The sequence below is a fragment of the Shinella sp. SUS2 genome, from assembly GCF_001262505.1.
GTDB lineage: Bacteria > Pseudomonadota > Alphaproteobacteria > Rhizobiales > Rhizobiaceae > Shinella.
Window position 1 is genome coordinate 127,407 of record NZ_KQ410731.1, and the last position, 17,870, is coordinate 145,276.

General features: G+C 65.3%; 16 protein-coding genes. 8 read left to right on the plus strand and 8 right to left on the minus strand.

Translation table 11 applies throughout. The features are described 5' to 3' along the window. Positions 1 to 174 precede the first annotated feature (174 nt). The gene (locus tag AKG11_RS15460) at positions 175 to 1,029 is read left to right on the plus strand and encodes a DUF4432 family protein (RefSeq protein ID WP_050744514.1); all 855 of its coding nucleotides are present in this window, start codon (positions 175 to 177) and stop codon (positions 1,027 to 1,029) included. A gap of 157 nt (positions 1,030 to 1,186) precedes the next feature. After that, the gene (locus tag AKG11_RS15465; protein ID WP_023515378.1) at positions 1,187 to 1,525 is read left to right on the plus strand and encodes a protein tyrosine phosphatase family protein; all 339 of its coding nucleotides are present in this window, start codon (positions 1,187 to 1,189) and stop codon (positions 1,523 to 1,525) included. A gap of 185 nt (positions 1,526 to 1,710) precedes the next feature. On the opposite strand, the gene AKG11_RS15470 is transcribed toward AKG11_RS15465, so the two are convergent. The 4 genes from AKG11_RS15470 to AKG11_RS15490 form a co-directional block, all read right to left on the minus strand. Continuing rightward, a complete protein-coding gene (locus tag AKG11_RS15470; protein WP_023515377.1) occupies positions 1,711 to 3,360 on the minus strand; it encodes a thiamine pyrophosphate-binding protein in 1,650 nt (549 codons plus the stop codon). Continuing rightward, a complete protein-coding gene (locus tag AKG11_RS15475) occupies positions 3,357 to 4,553 on the minus strand; it encodes a succinate--glutarate CoA-transferase (RefSeq protein ID WP_050744515.1) in 1,197 nt (398 codons plus the stop codon). Before AKG11_RS15475 ends, AKG11_RS15470 begins: the two co-directional genes overlap by 4 nt. Before the next feature lie 170 nt (positions 4,554 to 4,723). Continuing rightward, a complete protein-coding gene (locus AKG11_RS15485; protein WP_024271542.1) occupies positions 4,724 to 5,671 on the minus strand; it encodes a DMT family transporter in 948 nt (315 codons plus the stop codon). Next, the gene (locus tag AKG11_RS15490; RefSeq protein ID WP_050744517.1) at positions 5,668 to 6,627 is read right to left on the minus strand and encodes an alpha/beta hydrolase; all 960 of its coding nucleotides are present in this window, start codon (positions 6,625 to 6,627) and stop codon (positions 5,668 to 5,670) included. The genes AKG11_RS15485 and AKG11_RS15490 overlap by 4 nt, the downstream gene beginning before the upstream one ends. 174 nt (positions 6,628 to 6,801) lie before the next feature. Between AKG11_RS15490 and AKG11_RS15495 the strand changes: the two genes are divergently transcribed. The 5 genes from AKG11_RS15495 to AKG11_RS15515 all read left to right on the plus strand — a co-directional run bounded on the left by AKG11_RS15495 (position 6,802) and on the right by AKG11_RS15515 (position 11,802). Continuing rightward, on the plus strand, positions 6,802 to 7,548 hold the full coding sequence (locus AKG11_RS15495) for a hypothetical protein (RefSeq protein WP_050744518.1): 747 nt from the start codon (positions 6,802 to 6,804) through the stop codon (positions 7,546 to 7,548). Between the two features lie 203 nt (positions 7,549 to 7,751). After that, positions 7,752 to 9,401 carry an energy-dependent translational throttle protein EttA gene (ettA, locus tag AKG11_RS15500; protein ID WP_050744601.1) on the plus strand — a complete coding sequence of 550 codons (1,650 nt, stop codon included), beginning with the start codon at positions 7,752 to 7,754 and terminating at the stop codon, positions 9,399 to 9,401. A 149-nt stretch (positions 9,402 to 9,550) separates the two neighbouring features. Further along, positions 9,551 to 10,558, plus strand: a complete 1,008-nt coding sequence (locus AKG11_RS15505) for an ArsR/SmtB family transcription factor (RefSeq protein WP_023517041.1) — start codon at positions 9,551 to 9,553, stop codon at positions 10,556 to 10,558. A 1-nt stretch (position 10,559) separates the two neighbouring features. Continuing rightward, a complete protein-coding gene (gene metF, locus AKG11_RS15510; protein ID WP_050744519.1) occupies positions 10,560 to 11,462 on the plus strand; it encodes a methylenetetrahydrofolate reductase [NAD(P)H] in 903 nt (300 codons plus the stop codon). A 142-nt stretch (positions 11,463 to 11,604) separates the two neighbouring features. Continuing rightward, entirely contained in the window at positions 11,605 to 11,802 is a 198-nt protein-coding gene (locus AKG11_RS15515; RefSeq protein ID WP_050744520.1) for a hypothetical protein, read from the plus strand. A gap of 153 nt (positions 11,803 to 11,955) precedes the next feature. Here the strand turns inward: AKG11_RS15515 and AKG11_RS15520 are convergent, their stop codons facing one another. The 4 genes from AKG11_RS15520 to AKG11_RS15535 form a co-directional block, all read right to left on the minus strand. Further along, positions 11,956 to 12,882, minus strand: coding sequence for a DMT family transporter (locus AKG11_RS15520; protein WP_050744521.1), 927 nt, complete (start codon positions 12,880 to 12,882; stop codon positions 11,956 to 11,958). A 153-nt stretch (positions 12,883 to 13,035) separates the two neighbouring features. After that, positions 13,036 to 14,232 carry a lytic murein transglycosylase gene (locus AKG11_RS15525; RefSeq protein ID WP_082342450.1) on the minus strand — a complete coding sequence of 399 codons (1,197 nt, stop codon included), beginning with the start codon at positions 14,230 to 14,232 and terminating at the stop codon, positions 13,036 to 13,038. Positions 14,233 to 14,404: 172 nt separating this feature from the next. After that, complete coding sequence (locus AKG11_RS15530; protein WP_050744522.1) at positions 14,405 to 15,184, minus strand: glycoside hydrolase family 25 protein; 780 nt, start codon at positions 15,182 to 15,184, stop codon at positions 14,405 to 14,407. A 190-nt stretch (positions 15,185 to 15,374) separates the two neighbouring features. Then, on the minus strand, positions 15,375 to 16,043 hold the full coding sequence (locus tag AKG11_RS15535; protein WP_050744523.1) for an outer membrane protein: 669 nt from the start codon (positions 16,041 to 16,043) through the stop codon (positions 15,375 to 15,377). Positions 16,044 to 16,275: 232 nt separating this feature from the next. On the opposite strand from AKG11_RS15535, the gene AKG11_RS15540 reads away from it, so the two are divergent. Continuing rightward, entirely contained in the window at positions 16,276 to 17,838 is a 1,563-nt protein-coding gene (locus tag AKG11_RS15540; RefSeq protein ID WP_082342451.1) for a putative bifunctional diguanylate cyclase/phosphodiesterase, read from the plus strand. Positions 17,839 to 17,870 lie beyond the last annotated feature (32 nt).

Genomic DNA, 17,870 nt, shown 5'->3' on the forward strand with positions numbered 1-17,870 from the left:
TGGCGTTCCGTGCCCCGGCGGCCATCCCGCCACGCAGCCTTTCGGTTTTCCGCCGAATCGGGAAGACACGCTATCCTTTTGTTTTATCGCCGTTCCGGCCGTAAAACCGCGTCGCACTTTCGCGGGAATTGCTCTAGCATGCCGCCGATTGATTGCCCCTTGCCGGAGACCCGGATGACCTTTTCCCTTACCGCCCAGACACAAGACCAGTCCTTTCGTCTCGATCTGACGCCGCAATCGGTGCTCGACGTCGCCGGTGCCGTTTTTCACGGCGTCGATCTTGCGCCGGGGGCAACGGTGCCTTCGGACGGCGATCCGCGCATCGACAAGGCGCTGCCGGGCTTCCTGTTCACCTGCGGGCCGGATCACATCCGCCACCCGGTGCCGGTCGAGGGGGCTGCTGACGGGCGGCTCTATCCGCTGCACGGGTCGTTTTCGTCCTCGCCGGCGCGGGACGTGCTGGTCGAGGAAGACGAGGGGGAGGTTATCTGCGAGGGGCGCGTCGCGGTTTCGCTTGCCCATGGCGGCAAGGCCGATCTCGCCCGCCGCTGGCGCGCCGACCGGAGCACCGGCCACATCACGCTCGACGACCGCATCACCAATACGGGCGGCACCTCCTGGCCGCCCTTCGGCATGTATCACATCAATTTCGGCACCGGCCTCTTCGATGCGGACACGCGGCTGACGGGGGCGATGCTGCCCGGCGGCAGCCTGCCGTGGCGCTTCGGCGAGGGCGACCGCGAGATCTTCTGCGTGCCGGCGGCCGAAACGGCGGCGCATGGCTGGGCCGAGATCGCCATCGGCCCGATTGCGGCGCTTGGCGGTCGCAGCGTCCATATCCGTTTCCGCACGGATACCCTGCCGCATCTGCAGGTCTGGCGAAACCTGTCGCCAGGCTCGGCAGTGCTTGGCATCGAGCCCGTCTCGCACCGTCTCGTGCCGCGCGCCGAGTTGATCGCCTCCGGTGAGGCGGCGAATTTCGCGCCCGGCGAAAGCGTGAGCTACGGCCTCGCCTTCGAGGTCCGCTAGGATGTCTGCGCGTTTTTCGGGCGGAGGGGGCGTTCCTTCGTTGCCGGAGCGATGCGCTTCAACTCTTTTCGGGAATTACTATAGATTTTGCATGATTGACGCTCCCGCGGCTCGGGCTTAAACGGTGAGCACCCCTGTTTTCTAGAAGGAACCGCCCATGGATATCCGCGAGATCAACGACGAATATTCCGTCTCCGGCCAGATCGCCGTCGGGGATCTCGACGCCATCGCCGCCCTGGGCTTCAAATCCATCGTCTGCCATCGCCCGGACCATGAAGAGGCAGGCCAGCCGGAATTCTCGGCCATTGCGGCGCGTGCGAAGGAACTCGGTATCGAGACGGCCCATGTGCCCGTCGGCCCGATGGGCGTGACTGCGGAAGCGGTGAGCGGCATGGTTGACGCGCTCGACGAGTTGCCGCGCCCGATGCTCGGCTACTGCCGTTCCGGCATGCGCTCGACGAAGACCTACGAGCAGGCGCAGCATCTTCGCGGTTGAGGACCTGGCTCCTCAACCGCCTGCCGTTGCCTTCTCCCCGTAGGCGGGGCGAAGGGGAATGCCGCAACGGCTTCCCAAAGCATCGACGATATGTTGGTAGGTGAGGCATTGCCCCATCCGCCTTCTCCCCGCTTGCGGGGAGAAGGTCGCAGTAGCGGGATGAGGGGCGTTCACGCCCCAAAACGTCATTTCCCGCTGCGGATATCCGAGAGCGTGCGCGTCGGCGTGATCGCTTCCGGGTCGAGCTTCACCTCGATGATCGCCGGCTTGCCGCTCTGGCGGGCGCGCAGGAAGGCTGGCGCAAAATCCTCCGTCGTCTCCACCGTTTCGCCATGGCCGCCATAGGCGCGGGCGAGCGCGGCGAAATCCGGGTTGGTCAGATCCGTGGCGCTGACGCGGCCGGGATACTCCCGCTCCTGGTGCATGCGGATCGTGCCGTAGATGCCGTTGTTGACGACGACGGTGATGATCGGAAGGTTGTAGCGCACGGCGGTGGCGAATTCCTGGCCGTGCATCATGAAGCAGCCATCGCCGGCAAAGCAGATAACCTCACGCTCCGGGAAGAGCTGCTTGGCGGCGACCGCGGCGGGCAGGCCATAGCCCATCGAGCCCGATGTCGGGGCGGCCTGCGTCGCAAAGCGGCGGAAGCGATGGAAGCGATGCACCCAGGTCGCATAGTTGCCGGCGCCATTGGTGAAGATCGTATCCTCGGGCGTGTTTTCCTCCAGCCAGGCCATGATCGGGCCCATCTGCACGCCGCCCGGGCCGGTTTGCGGCGGGGTCGACCATTTCAGGTAGGATTCATGCATGGCGGCGGTACGGGCGGCCCAGCGCGGGGCGGTCTTCGGCGCGAGGCCGTCGAGCGCGGCGACGAAATCCTCTGGCGCCGCGCAGATCGCAAGGTCCGGCCTGTAGACACGGCCGAGCTCGGACGGGTCCGGATAGACATGCACCAGCGCCTGCTGCGGGTAGGGCACCTTGAGCAGGCTGTAGGTCGAGGACGGCATTTCCGAATAGCGGCCGCCGAGCAGGATGACGAGGTCCGCTTCGCGGATCTCCTTGCCGAGTGCGGGGCTGATGCCGATGCCGCTGTCGCCGGCATAATTCGGGTGCTGATGATCGAACAGCATCTGGCGGCGGAAGGAACAGGCGACGGGCAGCGACCAGCGCTCTGCAAAGGCCGTGAAGCCGGCGACGCTCTCTTCGGACCAGCGTGTGCCGCCGAGGATGACGAGCGGACGCTCGGCTGTTTCGAGACGTCGCGCCAGCTCTTCCATCTGCTTGCGGCCGGGGTGTGCCTCGACCGGCATATAGGCCTTTGCGTCGACGGCCTCGACCGTATCCGTCAGCATGTCCTCGGGCAGCGCCAGCACCACCGGGCCTGGCCGGCCGGAGGTGGCGACGGCAAAGGCGCGCGTGATGAATTCGGGGATGCGGCGGGCATCGTCGATTTCCGCCACCCACTTGGCGACCTCGGTGAAGGCGCGACGGTATTCCACCTCCTGGAAGGCCTCGCGCTCGCGCGCATCGCGCTGTACCTGGCCGATGAAGAGGATCATCGGGATCGAATCCTGCCGCGCGATGTGCAGGCCTGCCGAGGCGTTGGTGGCGCCCGGGCCGCGCGTGACCATGCAGATACCGGGCTCGCCCGTCAGCCGGCCCCAGCAGTCCGCCATCATCGCCGCGCCGCCTTCCTGCCGGCAGACGAGCACGTCGACATCGGTGTCATGCAGCGCATCGAGCACGGCAAGGTAGCTTTCGCCCGGCACGCAGGCGACGCGCTTGACGCCATTGGCAACGAGGGCATCGACGATCAACTGGCCACCGGTCTTCATGCGCTTTTCTTTCCTGCTTCGAGGATGCCAAGTTCCGCCATCACGGCGTTGGTATGTTCGCCGAGCCGCGGGCTCGGCCGGTCATAGGCAAGGGGCGTGCCCGAATAGACGATGGGCGTGCGCACGCCGGGAATGCGGTTGCCGTCGGCATCGGGCAGATCGATGCGCAAGCCCCGCGCCTTCACCTGCGGATCCTCGAAGGTCTCGGCGATGGAGTTGATCGGCCCGGCTGGCACGCCCTCGCGCTCGCAGGCGGCGAGCAGATCGGCCTTGCTGATGCTGGCCGTCGCACCGGTGACGAGGCGGCGCACCTCGTCGCGATGGGCGACGCGCGCCCGGTTGGTGGCGAAGCGCTCGTCGTCGGCGACGCCCTCGAGCTTCAGGATGCCGCAGAGCTTGCGGAACTGCCCGTCATTGCCGACGGCGAGGATGATGTGCCCGTCGGAGGTGGGCACGACCTCGTAGGGCGAGATGTTGGGATGCGCATTGCCGAGCCGCGTCGGCGCGTTGCCGGAGGCGAGGAAGTTCATGTTCTGGTTCGCCATGACGGCCGATTGCACGTCGAGCAGCGCCATGTCGACATGCTGGCCCTGACCGGTTTTCATGACATGGATGAGCGCCCCCTGGATGGCGGCGACGGCATAGATGCCGGTGAAGATGTCGGCGATGGCGACGCCGGCCTTCATCGGCTCGCCGTCCGGTGCGCCCGTCACCGACATGAAGCCGGACATGCCCTGTACGATATAGTCATAGCCGGCGCGGGCGGCATAGGGGCCGTCCTGGCCGAAGCCGGTGATCGAGCAGTAGACGAGTTTGGGATGGGCCTTGGCGAGGCTCTGGTAATCGAGCCCGTATTTGACGAGGCCGCCGACCTTGAAATTCTCGATGACGACATCAGCCGTCGCGACAAGGCGGTGGACGACGGCGCGGCCTTCCTCGGTCTTGAGGTCGACTGCGATAGAGCGCTTGCCGCGATTGGTGGAGTGGTAATAGGCGGCGGACAGGTTCTCGCCGTCCCTGCCGGTCACGAAGGGCGGGCCCCAGGCGCGCGTGTCGTCGCCGCCGTCGGGGTTTTCGATCTTGATGACATCGGCGCCCATATCGGCCAGCATCTGCCCGGCCCAGGGACCGGCGAGAACCCGCGCCAGCTCGATGACCCTAATGCCTGACAGCGGCAGGTTCGACTTCTCCATCGTGCACTCCCTCCTCGGCGGTGCCGGAATGCGGCCGGCCGCCGGGCTTTTCGCCCGTTTCCCTTTCGATAACAAAAAGCTGCCGGACACGATAGACGGCGCCCGGCGGGAGATCATGACGGCTCAGACTGACATGATGCCTGCCGCGCCGTTCGCGCGGGCGGGCAAGGTCAGATCGGCGTGGAGACGGGCGGTATAGTCGCCGTCTTGTTGAGCTTGCGCTCGCGCCAGATGACGTAGAGGCCGGAGGCGATGATGATGGCGATGCCGAGCCATTTCACGGCGTCCGGCAGGTGGCCGAACACGAGCCAGCCGAGGATCGTCGCCGAGACGATCTCGAGATATTGCAGCGGGGCGAGCGTCGAGGCGGGGGCCGAGCGATAGGCGTAGACGCCGAGCACGCCGGCGATGGTGGCGGCGACGGCGGCGCTGGCGATGTAGATTGTGTTCGCCATGTCGGGCACGACCGGCGTCAGCATGGCGATGCCGAGCCTGCCGCCGACGAGGAGGAGCAGTCCGGAGAACAGCGCGCCCCAGAGGCCTGCATAGAACTGCATGGACCAGGGGTCCTCCTTCTGGGCGACGAGCCGCGTCAGGAGGAAGAACAGCGCGAGCGAGAGGGCCGACACGACGGGCAGCAGCGCGATGGGGCCGACCTCCTGCAGGCTCGGCTGGATGACCAGCAGCGAGCCGAAGAAGCCGACGCCGCAGGCCGTGTAGCGCCGCCAGCCGATGGTCTCCTTGAGGAAGATCGAGCCGAGGATGGTCAGGATGATCGGCTCGACGAAGAAGATGGCGATAGCGTCGGCCAGTTCCATGACGGCGAGCGGTGTGACGAAGGTGATCATGGTGATCGCCATCAGAAGGCCGCGGGCGGCATGCAGGCCCATCTTCCGCCAGGTGACATCAAGAAGCGTGCCGCGCAGGAGGCAGATCGGCCCCAGAACGGTCATCTGGAAGAGCAGGCGCACGAAGGTGATTTCGGTCGCCGGCACGGCGGTGACCGCCAGTTTCGCGAAAATGTCGATGATCGGCGCGATGAGAACCGAGAGCACCATGAGGGAGAGCCCGAAGCTGACCTCGTTGCGCAGCGGCGTGATGGTGGCGGATGTGGTCATGCGTGTTCCCGGGCGCGGGTCCGTGCGTCCACCACCCGCCGGCACCAGACGGCAAAGGCGTCGACGGCGGGATCGCGGAGCGACCGGCTCTCCTTGAGCGATTCGTGACGCATGCCGCGATAGACTGTTGTGGTGACGTCCTCAAGCCGCGATTTTTTCAGTCGCCCGGCAAAGGCGTGCACCGCGCGGCCGAAATCCGTCGCCGGGTCCTCCTCGCCGCCGACGAGATGGATCGGCAGGCGCTTCGGCAGGCGCGCAAGCCCTTCCGCCGAGGCATTGGCGAAGGTGACGGCGAAGATGTCGATCCACATCGCGACGTTGACGTCGAAGCCGCAGAGCGGGTCGGCGATATAGGCGTCCACCTCGGCGGGGTCGTGCGACAGCCAGTCGAAATCCGTGCGGCGGTTCGCGATGGCGCGGCCCCAGGCGCCAAAGGTCAGGCGCGGCAGCAGGCCGCTCGGCACATCGGATCCTTTCAGCATGCGTTCTGCCGCCAGCACGACCTGCGCCACGCGTCCGGAAAACCCCGGTTCGAGATTGGAGTTCCACACCGCGAGCGCGTCGATATCGCCAGGATGCGCCTGCGCGAAGGCTAGGGCCAGCAGGCCGCCCATCGAATGGCCGAAGAGCACGACCGGCAGGCCCGGATGCCGCGCCGCCGCATGGTCGCGCACGGCGCGCAGGTCCGCGATCACCCGGTCGATGCCGTCCTTGGGCGCGAACTGGCCGCGCGGGGCGTCCGGCGCGGTGGTGAAGCCGTGGCCGCGATGGTCGTGGGCATAGACATGAAACCCTTCCGCTGCCAGGCGTCCGGCAAATTCCGCGTAGCGTGCGCTGTGCTCGGCGAGGCCGTGGCTTACGAGCAGGATGCCGCGCGCCTCGCCCCGGGCGGCCTCGTGCCGCAGTGCAAGGCTCGCTCCACTTGGGCTTTGCAGCATCGAAGCCAGCGAAAACACCGGTCTGTCCTCCCGTTTCGGCAAGGTCAACGCGATTTGCCGATGAAAGACAACGGGATACGGCGTGTATTTTTACGCTTTCTCCCGCATGTCGTGATTTTTCCGATTTATGGTTGCATTTTATGGATTTTTGGTTGTATATGATCTTGTTTTGTTCTTGTTCGGGAGCCGGTCATGATGACCAATGCCGCACTGACTTTCAAAGCCGCCCTTTCCCTCCTTGCTGCGTGCCTCCTTTTCCTCGCAAGTCCCGCGGCCGCCCAGACCGTACCGGCGAGTAGAGAGGGCCGCGAGGTGCTGTCCGTCAGCTGGCAGAAAGGCTACTGCGCCGCCCGGCCGAGGAGCCGCGGCTGTGCGGATTTCTCCGCGAATGCGCCGGCGGCCCGGCAGTTCTCGCTGCTCAGCCGGTTCCAGGTGCGCAAGAGCTATTGCGGCATCGAGGCGGCGCTCAAGCAAAAGGCCCGCAAGGGCAAGTGGACGGAGTTGCCGGATATCGTGCTCGCTTCCGTCACGAAGGAGCGCCTGATGGCGGCCATGCCCGCCGCGCGCCTCGGCCTCGACCGCCAGCAATGGCTGCGCAGCGGCAGCTGCGTCGCGGTGTCCCCGGAGATCTACTACAGCCGCTCGCTCGACCTGCTCGATACGCTCAACGCCTCGCCGGTGCGCGCGCTCTTTTCGCAAAAGGCGGGGGCGGCGGTCACCCTTGCCGAAGTGCGGGCCGCCTTCGACGCCGCCTTCGGCAAGGGGGCCGGCGAGCGCGTGCGGCTCAGCTGCCGCAAGACGGAGGGCGGCTCCGTCGTGACCGGCCTCACCATTGGCCTTGCCGGCGATGGTCCGACGCTGGCCGAGCGCATCGCCGCCGCCGTCCCGACGAAGTCGCGGTGCACCGAGGGTGTGACGGGCCCGGGGCAGGCGGGGTAGGGCAGCGCGAGCGGGCGGGGTGTCCTTCAGCCCGGACTGGCGAGATACCGGTCGGATTTGGGCACCGTGTCGCTTGCCGACGGTATCAACAGGATGCGGGGCGGGGTTTTCGCCGTGGGACGCAGCGCGGCTTTCTTACATTGCCGCGGGCGGAGAATTCGCCTACATAGCGGGCAAATTTGTCCGATCCGGAGCGCGTTTGCATGGCACGTCAATTCATCTACCACATGTCGGGGCTCAACAAGGCCTACGGCGCCAAGAAAATTCTCGAAAACGTCAACCTGTCTTTCTATCCCGATGCCAAGATCGGCATCCTCGGCCCGAACGGCGCGGGTAAGTCGACGGTGCTGCGCATCATTGCCGGCCAGGACAAGGAATATACCGGGGAAGCCTGGCTCGCCGACGGTGCGACCGTCGGTTACCTGGAGCAGGAACCGCATCTCGACCCGACCAAGACCGCCTTCGAGAACGTCATGGTCGGCGTTGCCGACAAGACCGCCATCATCGACCGCTACAACGAGCTGATGATGAACTATTCCGACGAGACGGCGGACGAGGGCGCCAAGCTCCAGGATATCATCGACAGCCAGAACCTCTGGGACCTGGAACAGCAGGTCGAGATGGCGATGGAAGCGCTGCGCTGCCCGGCGAAGGATTCTGACGTCACGCTGCTGTCGGGTGGTGAACGCCGCCGCATCGCGCTCTGCCGCCTGCTGCTGTCGCAGCCCGACCTGCTGTTGCTCGACGAACCGACCAACCATCTCGATGCCGAAACCATCGCCTGGCTGGAAAAGCACCTGCGCGACTATCCGGGCGCCGTGATGATGATCACCCACGATCGCTACTTCCTCGACAATGTGACGGGCTGGATCCTCGAACTCGACCGCGGCCGCGGCATTCCCTACGAAGGCAACTACTCTGCCTATCTCCAGGCCAAGGCCAAGCGCATGAAGCAGGAGAGCCGCGAGGAAGCCGGCCGCCAGAAGGCGCTGTCGCGTGAACAGGAGTGGATCGCCTCCAGCCCGAAGGCGCGCCAGGCGAAGTCCAAGGCCCGTATCAAGGCCTACGAACAGCTGGTCGATGCGGCAGAAAACATCCGGCCCGGCGACGCCCAGATCATCATCCCGGTCTCCGAGCGTCTCGGCAACGTGGTCATCGAGCTGGAAGGCATCAAGAAGGGCTTTGACGGTCGCACGCTGATCAACGACCTGTCGATCAAGCTGCCGCCGGGCGGCATCGTCGGCATTATCGGCCCGAACGGCGCCGGCAAATCGACGCTGTTCAAGATGATCACCGGCCAGGAAACGCCCGATAGCGGCTCGATCCGTATCGGCGACACCGTGCACCTCGGCTATGTCGACCAGAGCCGCGACGCGCTCGACGGCAACAAGACCGTCTGGGAGGAAATCTCGGGTGGCGCCGAAGTCGTCAAGCTCGGCAAGTTCGAGATGAATTCGCGCGCCTATTGCGGGGCCTTCAATTTCAAGGGTGGCGACCAGCAGCAGAAGGTCGGCAATCTTTCGGGCGGCCAGCGCAACCGCGTGCACCTTGCCAAGATGCTGAAGGCCGGCGGCAACGTGCTGCTGCTCGACGAACCGACCAACGACCTCGACACGGAAACGCTCGGTGCGCTTGAAAGCGCGCTTGAGAGCTTTGCCGGTTGCGCGATCATCATCAGCCACGATCGCATGTTCCTCGACCGCCTCGCGACGCACATCCTGGCGTTCGAGGGCGACGGTCATGTCGAATGGTTCGAAGGCAACTTCGAGGACTACGAAGAGGACAAGGTTCGCCGTCTCGGCCCCGATGCCCTCAACCCCGGCAGCCAGGCCTACAAGCGCCTGACGCGCTGAGGCACGGTGCCATCACGCCCCTTGAGAAACCCCGGCTTGCCGGGGTTTTTCTTTTGGCGTGTTGATGGGAAGATCGGCGACACGGATTTGCCCTTGCGCGACGCGGGTTAATCACATAAACATATCTTTATGTCTTGATTGGATAGGCCATGGGCGACATGCAGAAACTCGGACTGGACGACATCGTGGAGATCCTGAAGGCGGCGGGTGAACCGACGCGCCTTCGCCTTCTCGCGCTGCTGTCGCACGGCGATCTGACCGTGACCGACCTGACCGACATCCTCGGCCAGTCCCAGCCGCGCATCTCGCGCCACCTGAAGCTGCTCGCCGAGGCTGCGCTCGTCGACCGCTACCAGGAGGGTGCCTGGGCCTTCTTCCGGCTGAGCCAGGGGGGACCTGCCGTCACGCTCGCCCGTCAGCTCCTCGAGAGCGCCGACCCGGCAGACGCGGTATTCGCCCGCGACGACGAGCGGCTGCGCGTGCTGAAGAAGATCCGCGCCGACAAGGCGCAGGCCTATTTCAGCCGAAACGCGGCCGAGTGGGACGCGGTGCGCCGGCTGCATGTCAGCGAGGCGGAGGTGGAGGCGAGGCTGGCCCAGATGATCGGCACGGAGCCGGTGGACGGTTTCCTCGATCTCGGCACGGGCACGGGGCGCATCCTTCAGCTCTTCGAGGGGCTCTACAAGCGCGGCGTCGGCGTCGATGCCAGCCGCGACATGCTCGCGGTGGCGCGCGCCAATCTCGACCGCGCCGGCATCACCAAGGCCTCGATCCGCCATGGCGACATCTTCAACCTGCCGCTGGAGCGTGACGAGTTCGACGTCGTGACGATCCACCAGGTGCTGCACTTTCTCGACGAGCCGGACGCGGCGGTGGCCGAGGCCGCCCGCATGCTCGCGCCCGGCGGGCGCCTCGCCATCATAGACCTTGCCCCGCACGCGCTCGAACATCTGCGCGACGAACATGCCCATATCCGCCTCGGCTTCTCGCACCAGACGCTCGCCGAGTGGCTGGAGAAGGCGGGGCTTGTCGTCGAGGAGGTCGTCGACCTCAAGCCTGCGCATTCGGCCGCCGATGCGCTGACCGTCACCATCTGGCTTGCCCGCGACCAGCGTGAACGGGCCGCCGACACCATTGCCATCCGCAGGAGGAGTTGACATGAACAAGGCGACCGCACGCCCAGCCCGCAAGGACATCCGCCTGTCGTTCGAGTTCTTCCCGCCGAAGTCGGCGGAAGCCGAAGGCCAGCTCTGGGAGACGGCCGCCGCGCTTTCGGCCTATGATCCGGGGTTCATGTCGGTGACCTACGGCGCCGGCGGTTCCACCAAGGCGCCGACGCTCGCCACCGTTCGCCAGCTTCTTGCGATGGGCCTGCCTGCCGCCTCGCACCTGACCTGCGTCGGAGCGACGAAGGAGGAGGTGCATGCCGTCGTCGCCGAATTCCAGGCGGTCGGCGTCAAGCACTTCGTGGCGCTGCGGGGCGACCCGCCGGGCGGCGTCGGCACGGCCTACCAGCCGTATCCGGGTGGTTATGCCAATGCGGCGGAGCTGACCGCCGGTCTGCGAGGCCTTGCCGATTTCGAGATCTCGGTGTCCGCCTATCCGGAGAAGCATCCGCAGAGCCCCGATGTCGCCGCCGACATCGACATGCTCAAGCGCAAGGTGGACGCCGGCGCGACACGTGCGCTCACGCAGTTCTTCTTCGAGAACGACGATTTCGAGCGTTACCTGGAGCGCGTGCGCAAGGCTGGCATCTCGATCCCGGTCGTGCCGGGCATCCTGCCGGTGCACAATCTGTCGCAGGTGCAGAAGTTCGCCGGCCTGTGCGGAGCCTCCGTGCCGGATTGGCTGGCCGACCGGCTGGCACCCGTCGACGACCGTCCGCAGGAGCGCGCCGCGGTGGCGATCGACCTTGCCGCCCGGCAGGTGGAGGATCTCATCGCCCGCGGCATTGGCGAGTTCCACTTCTACACGATGAACCGCGCCACACTGGTCTCGGCCGTGTGCGACCGCGTCGGCTTTGCCCGCAGCGAGCGGCAGCCGGCAGGTGCGGCGGCCTGAGCGCCGCTGCCAGACCGCAGCCCCCAAACGAAAATGCATGGCGCCGTCTCCGGAGCCATGCATTTTTCTAGAATTCGTTTCGGCAGGGTGTTTTTTGAGTTTTTGGTCCCTAGCCTCCCGGACTGCGCTTTGATCGCCTCAGATGAAGATCATCGTTGCGATGAAGAGGAACGCTGCACTGATCATCAGAACATTCAAGGAATGTGTGAGTCCCATGGCTACCTCCTTGCGTTTGCAGATCGATATTACGACTGAAAAAAGCGTGTTGGAAAGACGTTTTGTTGCTGCGCTGCAACATCCGGCTGCCGCCGGATACTTATTCACAGTGTTAACCTTCTGAATTTCCTCCTCTATTGGGAGCGCCACAAAAAATTCACAATCCCTACCAGATGACGAATGCCGGCATTGTGCATTTACCAATATGGCGCACGTCGGACGGGCAATCCGGCGGATTGCCATGAAACGGCCGGGAAGACGCTTTGTTCCCGACCCTTCAGGCGCTGCGCAAGCGGGCGAAAACGCGCCCGTCGAGCACCACGAGGCCGAAGAGGACGAGCGCCATGCCGAGCATGCCGAGCGGCGTCAGTGTTTCACCGAGGAAGAGCATGCCGGCGAGGATGGCGCTCGGCGGCACGAGCAGCGTGACGAGCGAGGTGTTGGTGGCACCGGCTGCCGCCATGATTCGGAAGAACAGGATGTAGCCGTAGGCCGTCGAGATGAGCGCCAGTGCCAGCACGGCGAGGATGGCCGAGAGCGGGGGCAGGGTGAGCTGCCAGGGCGTGTCGAGGGCGAAGGAAACGGGCAGCATCAGCAGCGTCGATGCGGTGAGCTGGCCGGCGGCGATGACCGGCGGAGAAGTGCCGCGGAAGCGTTTGCCATAGGTCGCGGCGAAACCGTATGAGACGGCGGCGAGCACCGGCAGGATGACCGCCCAGAGCGGCGGGCCGCTGTCGCCGGTGAAGGGGGCAAGCGCCCGCGGGCCGATCAGCACGGCGGTTCCGACGAGCCCGATCAGGCAGCCGGCGATCTTTTCCGAGGAGAGCTTCTCGTCCAGCGTGAACTGGTTGGCGATGAGCACGGTGAAGATCGGCGTCGTCGCGTTGAGAATGGAGGCGAGTCCCGCGCCGATCTGCGTCTGACCGAGGAAGATCAGCATGTGCGGCACGGCGTTGTTGATGAGGCCGAGCAGCAGGAACTCGCGCCAGCGGGCCCGAAGCGTGGCATAGACGTCGAAGCGGCCGGCAATGTAGATGTGCAGCGCGAGGGCGGCGATGCCGACGCGCAGCAGCACGAGCGTTGCCGGCGGCACATGGACGACGGCGACGCGGGCGAAGAAGAACGAGCCGCCCCAGATCATGCCGAGGAGCGCGAGCAGGCCCCAGGTCTGTGCGCTCATGCGCGTTGCTGCCTGCTGTTCCATTGCACGTTCTCCCGGGCATCCTGCCGTCCGCTGGTGTAGCGCGAAAACGGCGAGGCAAAAAGGCAGAGCGGCAGCCCGGTTCCGACCGGGGCTGCCGCTCTTGGTCTCTTCGTGCCTATAGCACCGCGTTTATGCGGCGCCACCCGATTTCCGTCAGAGGGCGGAGAGCAGGGACTGGGTCGCCCAGCCGTCGGCGGGCAGGCCGAGGCGCAGCTGCTCCTTCTGGATCGCCGCGCGCGTGCCAGAGCCGAGGATGCCGTCGATCTTGCCGACGTCGTGGCCAAGGCCCTGCAGCTTGGTCTGCAGCTGCTTCATGGTGTCTTCGGAAAGGCCTTCCTCCGGCGCGCCACGCTCATAGGGCGGGGCGCCGGCAAGGCGGGTCGCGAAGTACGCGGCCGAGGTCGTGTAGATGAACGACTGGTTCCACTCGAGGTAGATGTTGAAGTTCGGATAGGTGATGAAGGCCGGACCCTTGCGGCCCTGCGGCAGCACCAGCGAGGCTTGCAGATTGCCGAAGGAGGTGTCGCCGTCGCGCGGCGTGACCCCGAGGGCGAACCAGTCGGCGGCCTTCATGCCCGGCTGCAGGCCGGTCTTCTCGAAGGGCAGCATATCGGGCACCGAGACTTCCTGGATCCAGGGCTGGCCCTTCACGAAGCCGAGATGCTGGATGAACTTGGCGGCGGTCAGGATGGCATCCGGCGAGGACTGCTTGACGTTGACATGGTTGTCGCCGTCGCCATCGATACCGAATTCGATGATGTCCTTCGGCAGCATCTGCACCTGACCGACTTCGCCGGCCCAGGCACCGGTCGTGCCGTTGGGGTCGAGGTCGCCGTGGCCGACCATCTCGATGGCGGCGAGAAGCTGCGGGCGGAAGAGTTCCGGCCGGCGGCAATCATGCGAAAGCGTCACAAGCGCGTTGCGGGTGTTGAAATCGCCCTGCACGGCGCCGAAATCGGTTTCCATCGCCCAGAAGGCGGCGATGATTGGGCCCGGTACGCCGAATTCCTGTTCCGCGCGCTGGAAGACCGGGGCGAGGTCCTTCAGCTTCTTGCGGCCGATATCGAGGCGCGACTGGCTGACCGTGCGCTTGGAGAATTCGAGAAAGGTCTGGCGGAAGACACCCTGGGCGCGGTCTCGCGACAGCACCTTCTGGTCGATGGCGGCGCCGGCAAGCGCCCGGTCGGCAACTTCGGCGGAAACGCCGCGCGTCAGGGCCTCGGCCTTCACGCCTTGAAGAAAGGCATTGAAATCGCCGCCGCAGGCTGCCGTCGACTGGGCGTAGGCGCTGCCGGCGAGAAGAAAGGCCGTCAGGCCCACGCCAAGTTTCGTCTTCAGGTTTAGCCGCATCTTGAATGCTCCTTGGTCCGTTGCTGGCCCGGCTGTCTCAGATGAATGTGACGGAAGCAAGAAGAAAAAGGCCGCCGCGACCTGCTGCCACCCTTTTCACGCGATTGTGCCTTTCGGGCGACCTTTGCTTCTCCTCTCGGGGATGCGAGGCCGCCTGCAACCTATCCGGTGGTCAGCGGGAAACCGTCTTGACCCAGCTGGTCCAGTTCTTCGCCGAACCGGCGAAGACGTTGATGTCCGTATCGCCCGATATGCCCGGCACGACGCCCGTCGAGGTGTATTGCCAGAAGGCCCATTTGCGCGCCGGATAGATGTTTTCCGGGTGTTCCGCCACCGCGCGCAGCCAGAAGGGATAGCCCGCGAAATGGCCGACGAGATTGTCCCGGTGGAAATCGACCGTCGTGTAGATGATCGGCCGCTTGCCGTAGTGCTTTTCGAGGCGGTCCATGAAGCGCTGCAGGGCCGTGCGCACCTCGTCCGCCGGCGGGCGGGTCTTGCAGGTCGGGGAGGCGGGGTTCCATTCGGCGTCCAGCACGGGCGGCAGCAGCACGGCCTCCTTCGGCACGTTGGCGATGAACCAGTCGGCCTGTGCATCCGCCGTCGAGCAGAAATAGTAGAAATGGTAGGGCGCATGGGCGACGCCGGCAGCGCGGGCGCCGCGCCAGTATTCGGCAAAGCGGCTGTCGAGGCGATCCGTCCCTTCGGTCGCCTTCAGGAAGGCGAAGGAGACGCCCCCTTTCTTCACGGCCTGCCAGTCGATGTCGCCGTTCCACTTGGAGACGTCGATGCCGTGGACCTCGTGGCGGTGCGGATTGCGTGCACCAAAATTCTGCGGGTCCTTGTCGTCGAAGCGCGGCGGCACGGAGGCAGTCGACGCGAAATCGTAGTCGGTGGTGGAACAGGACGAGGCGAGAAGGGCGAGGGGCAGCAAAGCCAGAATGAGCCGACGCATGGAGGTCCCGTTGTTGCGCGTTTCCCAATCCTGCCTCGAACGGGGCGGGTCGTAAAGGGCGGACGCGCGAGACGGGTCGAAGACCACTCGCATATTTCCGTAAAATTATGGTTAGCGCCGCGTTAAGCCGGCCGGGTGCACCAAAGCCCCTCACCGCTCGACGCGGGGAGGGGGTTGATGGTCGGCTCCGTTAGAACTTCATGCTCACGCCGAGCATGATCGAATGCGAATCGAGGTCGCCGCTGCGGCCGGCGGCATCGAAGATGTCGGAGCTTCCGTAGTCGGTGTAGCGATATTCGACACGGCCGGCCACCGTATCCGTAAAGGCCTGCTCGACACCCGCGCCGATCGTCCAGCCATGGGCGGTGTCCTTCTCCTTCACGCCCGTATCGCGGTTTTCAAGCTCCGCCCGGGTGAAGGCCCAGCCGCCCGTACCGTAGATCAGCGTGCGGTCGAAGGCGTAGCCGAGACGGGCGCGCACCGAGCCGCCCCAGTTCGTCTCCGCCTCGTAGCGCGTGCCGCCCGAGGAGAAGCGCTCATTGTTGAAGTCGTGCTTGACGTCGGCTTCCACGCCGTAGACCCAGCCGTTATTGAAGAAATTGTAGCCGGCATAGGCGCCGAGGGCAAAATCGTCCAGGCCCTCGTCTATGGCGGGTGCCGGGCCGCCGGAATTGGCATTGGTCCAGGCATAACCGGCGTTCACGCCGACATAGAAGCCGCCCCAGTCGTAGACGCCGGCTGCCGTTTCGACGATGGGCGTTTCCACCGGCGGCTCGGCAATGGTCATGTCGGCTGCGAAGGCCGGGAGCGCGCCGGCTGCGAAGAGGATGCCAGCGGCACCGAAGATCGTGGATTTCATCTGATGGTCCTTCCCACTCGGATACTCGCACGAAGCCCCACGCACGAATTACAACAAGAGCCGCAACGCCTGACGGGCGCGATGGTTCCGAAGAAAGAGGACCCCTTGAATCTTGGGGGCGGATGCCAACCCTCCCTTAACACTCTGTCATTCTTTGTTCGCTAGAAACATCCGTGGGGCCGGTATCGGCCCGAAGCACCCTGTTGTCATGATAACAACGGTTTAGGGTTACATGATGTTGAAAACCTTGTTGCCGAGGATCGAGCAGCGCTATGCGTTGACGGGGTCGATTTTCGGAGCCTTCCTTCCGACCCTCTGCCTTGCCGCCGACCAGCTGCTGCGCGACAATACGCAGGCCAGTCTCTTCGGCTTTTCCGCACCGACCGCCACGGCGCTCGCGCTCATGCCCGTCTTCTTCGGCGTCGGCTTCTACCAGATAGGCCGCTCCAAGGCGCTGCTGATCGCCGAGCTCAGCCAGCGCCGGCAGACGGAGCAGCGCCTGACGCATGACGCCTATCACGACCGGCTGACGGGACTGGCCAACCGGTTCTGCCTCGAGCGTGACATTCAGGCGATCGTCGAGAAGAGCGAGGAGGCTGACCGGCCGGCGCTCCTGCTGCTCGATCTTGACCGCTTCAAGTTCGTCAACGACAGCTTTGGTCATGATGCGGGCGATGCGCTGCTTGCGGCCATTGCCGGGCGGTTGCGACGTGCGCTCTGCGCGACGACGGGCGTCTATCGGCTCGGCGGCGATGAGTTCGTGGTCACGATCGCGGGGCGACCCTCCATAGGCAAGATCGAGGATGTCTGCCGCACGATCTGCGATCTTTTCGCCGAACCCTTCGATATAAAGCGTAATCGGGTGACCAGCGGCTGCAGCATCGGGGTCACCTTCATGGATGCGGACGACACGTCCATGTCCGAACTCTTGAAGCGTGCCGACCTCGCGCTCTACGAGGCGAAGACGATGCCCGGGAGCGGTTTCCGCTTCTTCGACGCGGCGCTGGCTGCGGATGTGCAGGCGCGTTCGGCCATCGAGCACGATCTTGCGCGGGCGATCCGCGCCGACGAATTCTTCCTCGAATACCAGCCGATCGTCGGCGTGGAGAGCCGCACGGTGCGCGCCTTCGAGGCGCTGCTGCGCTGGCGGCATCCCGAAAAGGGACGGATCATGCCTGACGTCTTCATTCCGGCGGCGGAAAAGACCGGGCTCATCCTGCCGCTCGGCAACTGGGTGGTGCGCGAGGCCTGCCGCGAGGCGGCGACCTGGCCGGCGCCGGCGGGTGTCGCCATCAATGTCGTCGGCGATCAGTTCAAGGACCGCGCCTTCGTCGGCTACGTCAAGCAGTGCCTCGCGGAGACCGGGCTCGCCCCGGGGCGCCTGACGATCGAAGTGACGGAATCCGTCTTCTCCGTCGACGAGACGGTGATCCGGGAAAGCCTGTCGGAGCTGCGCAGCCACGGGGTGCGGGTGGCGCTCGACGATTTCGGTATCGGCTTTTCCTCGATCAACAACCTGCGTGCCTTCCCGATCGACCAGTTGAAGATCGACCGCTCCTTTGCGCGGGCCATGATGGAGAGCAAGCGGGACGCCGACCTGGTCGACATCATCCTGAAGCTTGGTCGCACATTCCAGGTGACGACGACGGTGGAGGGTATCGAATCCGAGGGGCAGCTGGACTTCATCCGCCAGCGCGGCGCCTCCGAGGCGCAGGGCTACCTGATCTCCGGGCCTGTGGGCGCGCCGGATGTGATGCGCTTCCTTGCGCAAACCGAAGACCGGCTTTCCGCATGAATGCGAAATGCCTTTTCATGACAGGCAAATCC

What these genes read in the sequence shown, in the direction of transcription:
- AKG11_RS15520 (WP_050744521.1), bottom strand. Translation starts at nt 12,882, where the DNA reads ATGGAACAGCAGGCAGCAACGCGCATGAGCGCACAGACCTGGGGCCTG.
- AKG11_RS15505 (WP_023517041.1), top strand. Translation starts at nt 9,551, where the DNA reads ATGGGCGACATGCAGAAACTCGGACTGGACGACATCGTGGAGATCCTG.
- AKG11_RS15540 (WP_082342451.1), top strand. Translation starts at nt 16,276, where the DNA reads ATGATGTTGAAAACCTTGTTGCCGAGGATCGAGCAGCGCTATGCGTTG.
- AKG11_RS15535 (WP_050744523.1), bottom strand. Translation starts at nt 16,043, where the DNA reads ATGAAATCCACGATCTTCGGTGCCGCTGGCATCCTCTTCGCAGCCGGC.
- AKG11_RS15515 (WP_050744520.1), top strand. Translation starts at nt 11,605, where the DNA reads ATGAAGATCATCGTTGCGATGAAGAGGAACGCTGCACTGATCATCAGA.
- AKG11_RS15465 (WP_023515378.1), top strand. Translation starts at nt 1,187, where the DNA reads ATGGATATCCGCGAGATCAACGACGAATATTCCGTCTCCGGCCAGATC.
- AKG11_RS15470 (WP_023515377.1), bottom strand. Translation starts at nt 3,360, where the DNA reads ATGAAGACCGGTGGCCAGTTGATCGTCGATGCCCTCGTTGCCAATGGC.
- AKG11_RS15485 (WP_024271542.1), bottom strand. Translation starts at nt 5,671, where the DNA reads ATGACCACATCCGCCACCATCACGCCGCTGCGCAACGAGGTCAGCTTC.
- AKG11_RS15475 (WP_050744515.1), bottom strand. Translation starts at nt 4,553, where the DNA reads ATGGAGAAGTCGAACCTGCCGCTGTCAGGCATTAGGGTCATCGAGCTG.
- metF (WP_050744519.1), top strand. Translation starts at nt 10,560, where the DNA reads ATGAACAAGGCGACCGCACGCCCAGCCCGCAAGGACATCCGCCTGTCG.
- AKG11_RS15530 (WP_050744522.1), bottom strand. Translation starts at nt 15,184, where the DNA reads ATGCGTCGGCTCATTCTGGCTTTGCTGCCCCTCGCCCTTCTCGCCTCG.
- AKG11_RS15525 (WP_082342450.1), bottom strand. Translation starts at nt 14,232, where the DNA reads ATGCGGCTAAACCTGAAGACGAAACTTGGCGTGGGCCTGACGGCCTTT.
- AKG11_RS15495 (WP_050744518.1), top strand. Translation starts at nt 6,802, where the DNA reads ATGATGACCAATGCCGCACTGACTTTCAAAGCCGCCCTTTCCCTCCTT.
- AKG11_RS15460 (WP_050744514.1), top strand. Translation starts at nt 175, where the DNA reads ATGACCTTTTCCCTTACCGCCCAGACACAAGACCAGTCCTTTCGTCTC.
- ettA (WP_050744601.1), top strand. Translation starts at nt 7,752, where the DNA reads ATGGCACGTCAATTCATCTACCACATGTCGGGGCTCAACAAGGCCTAC.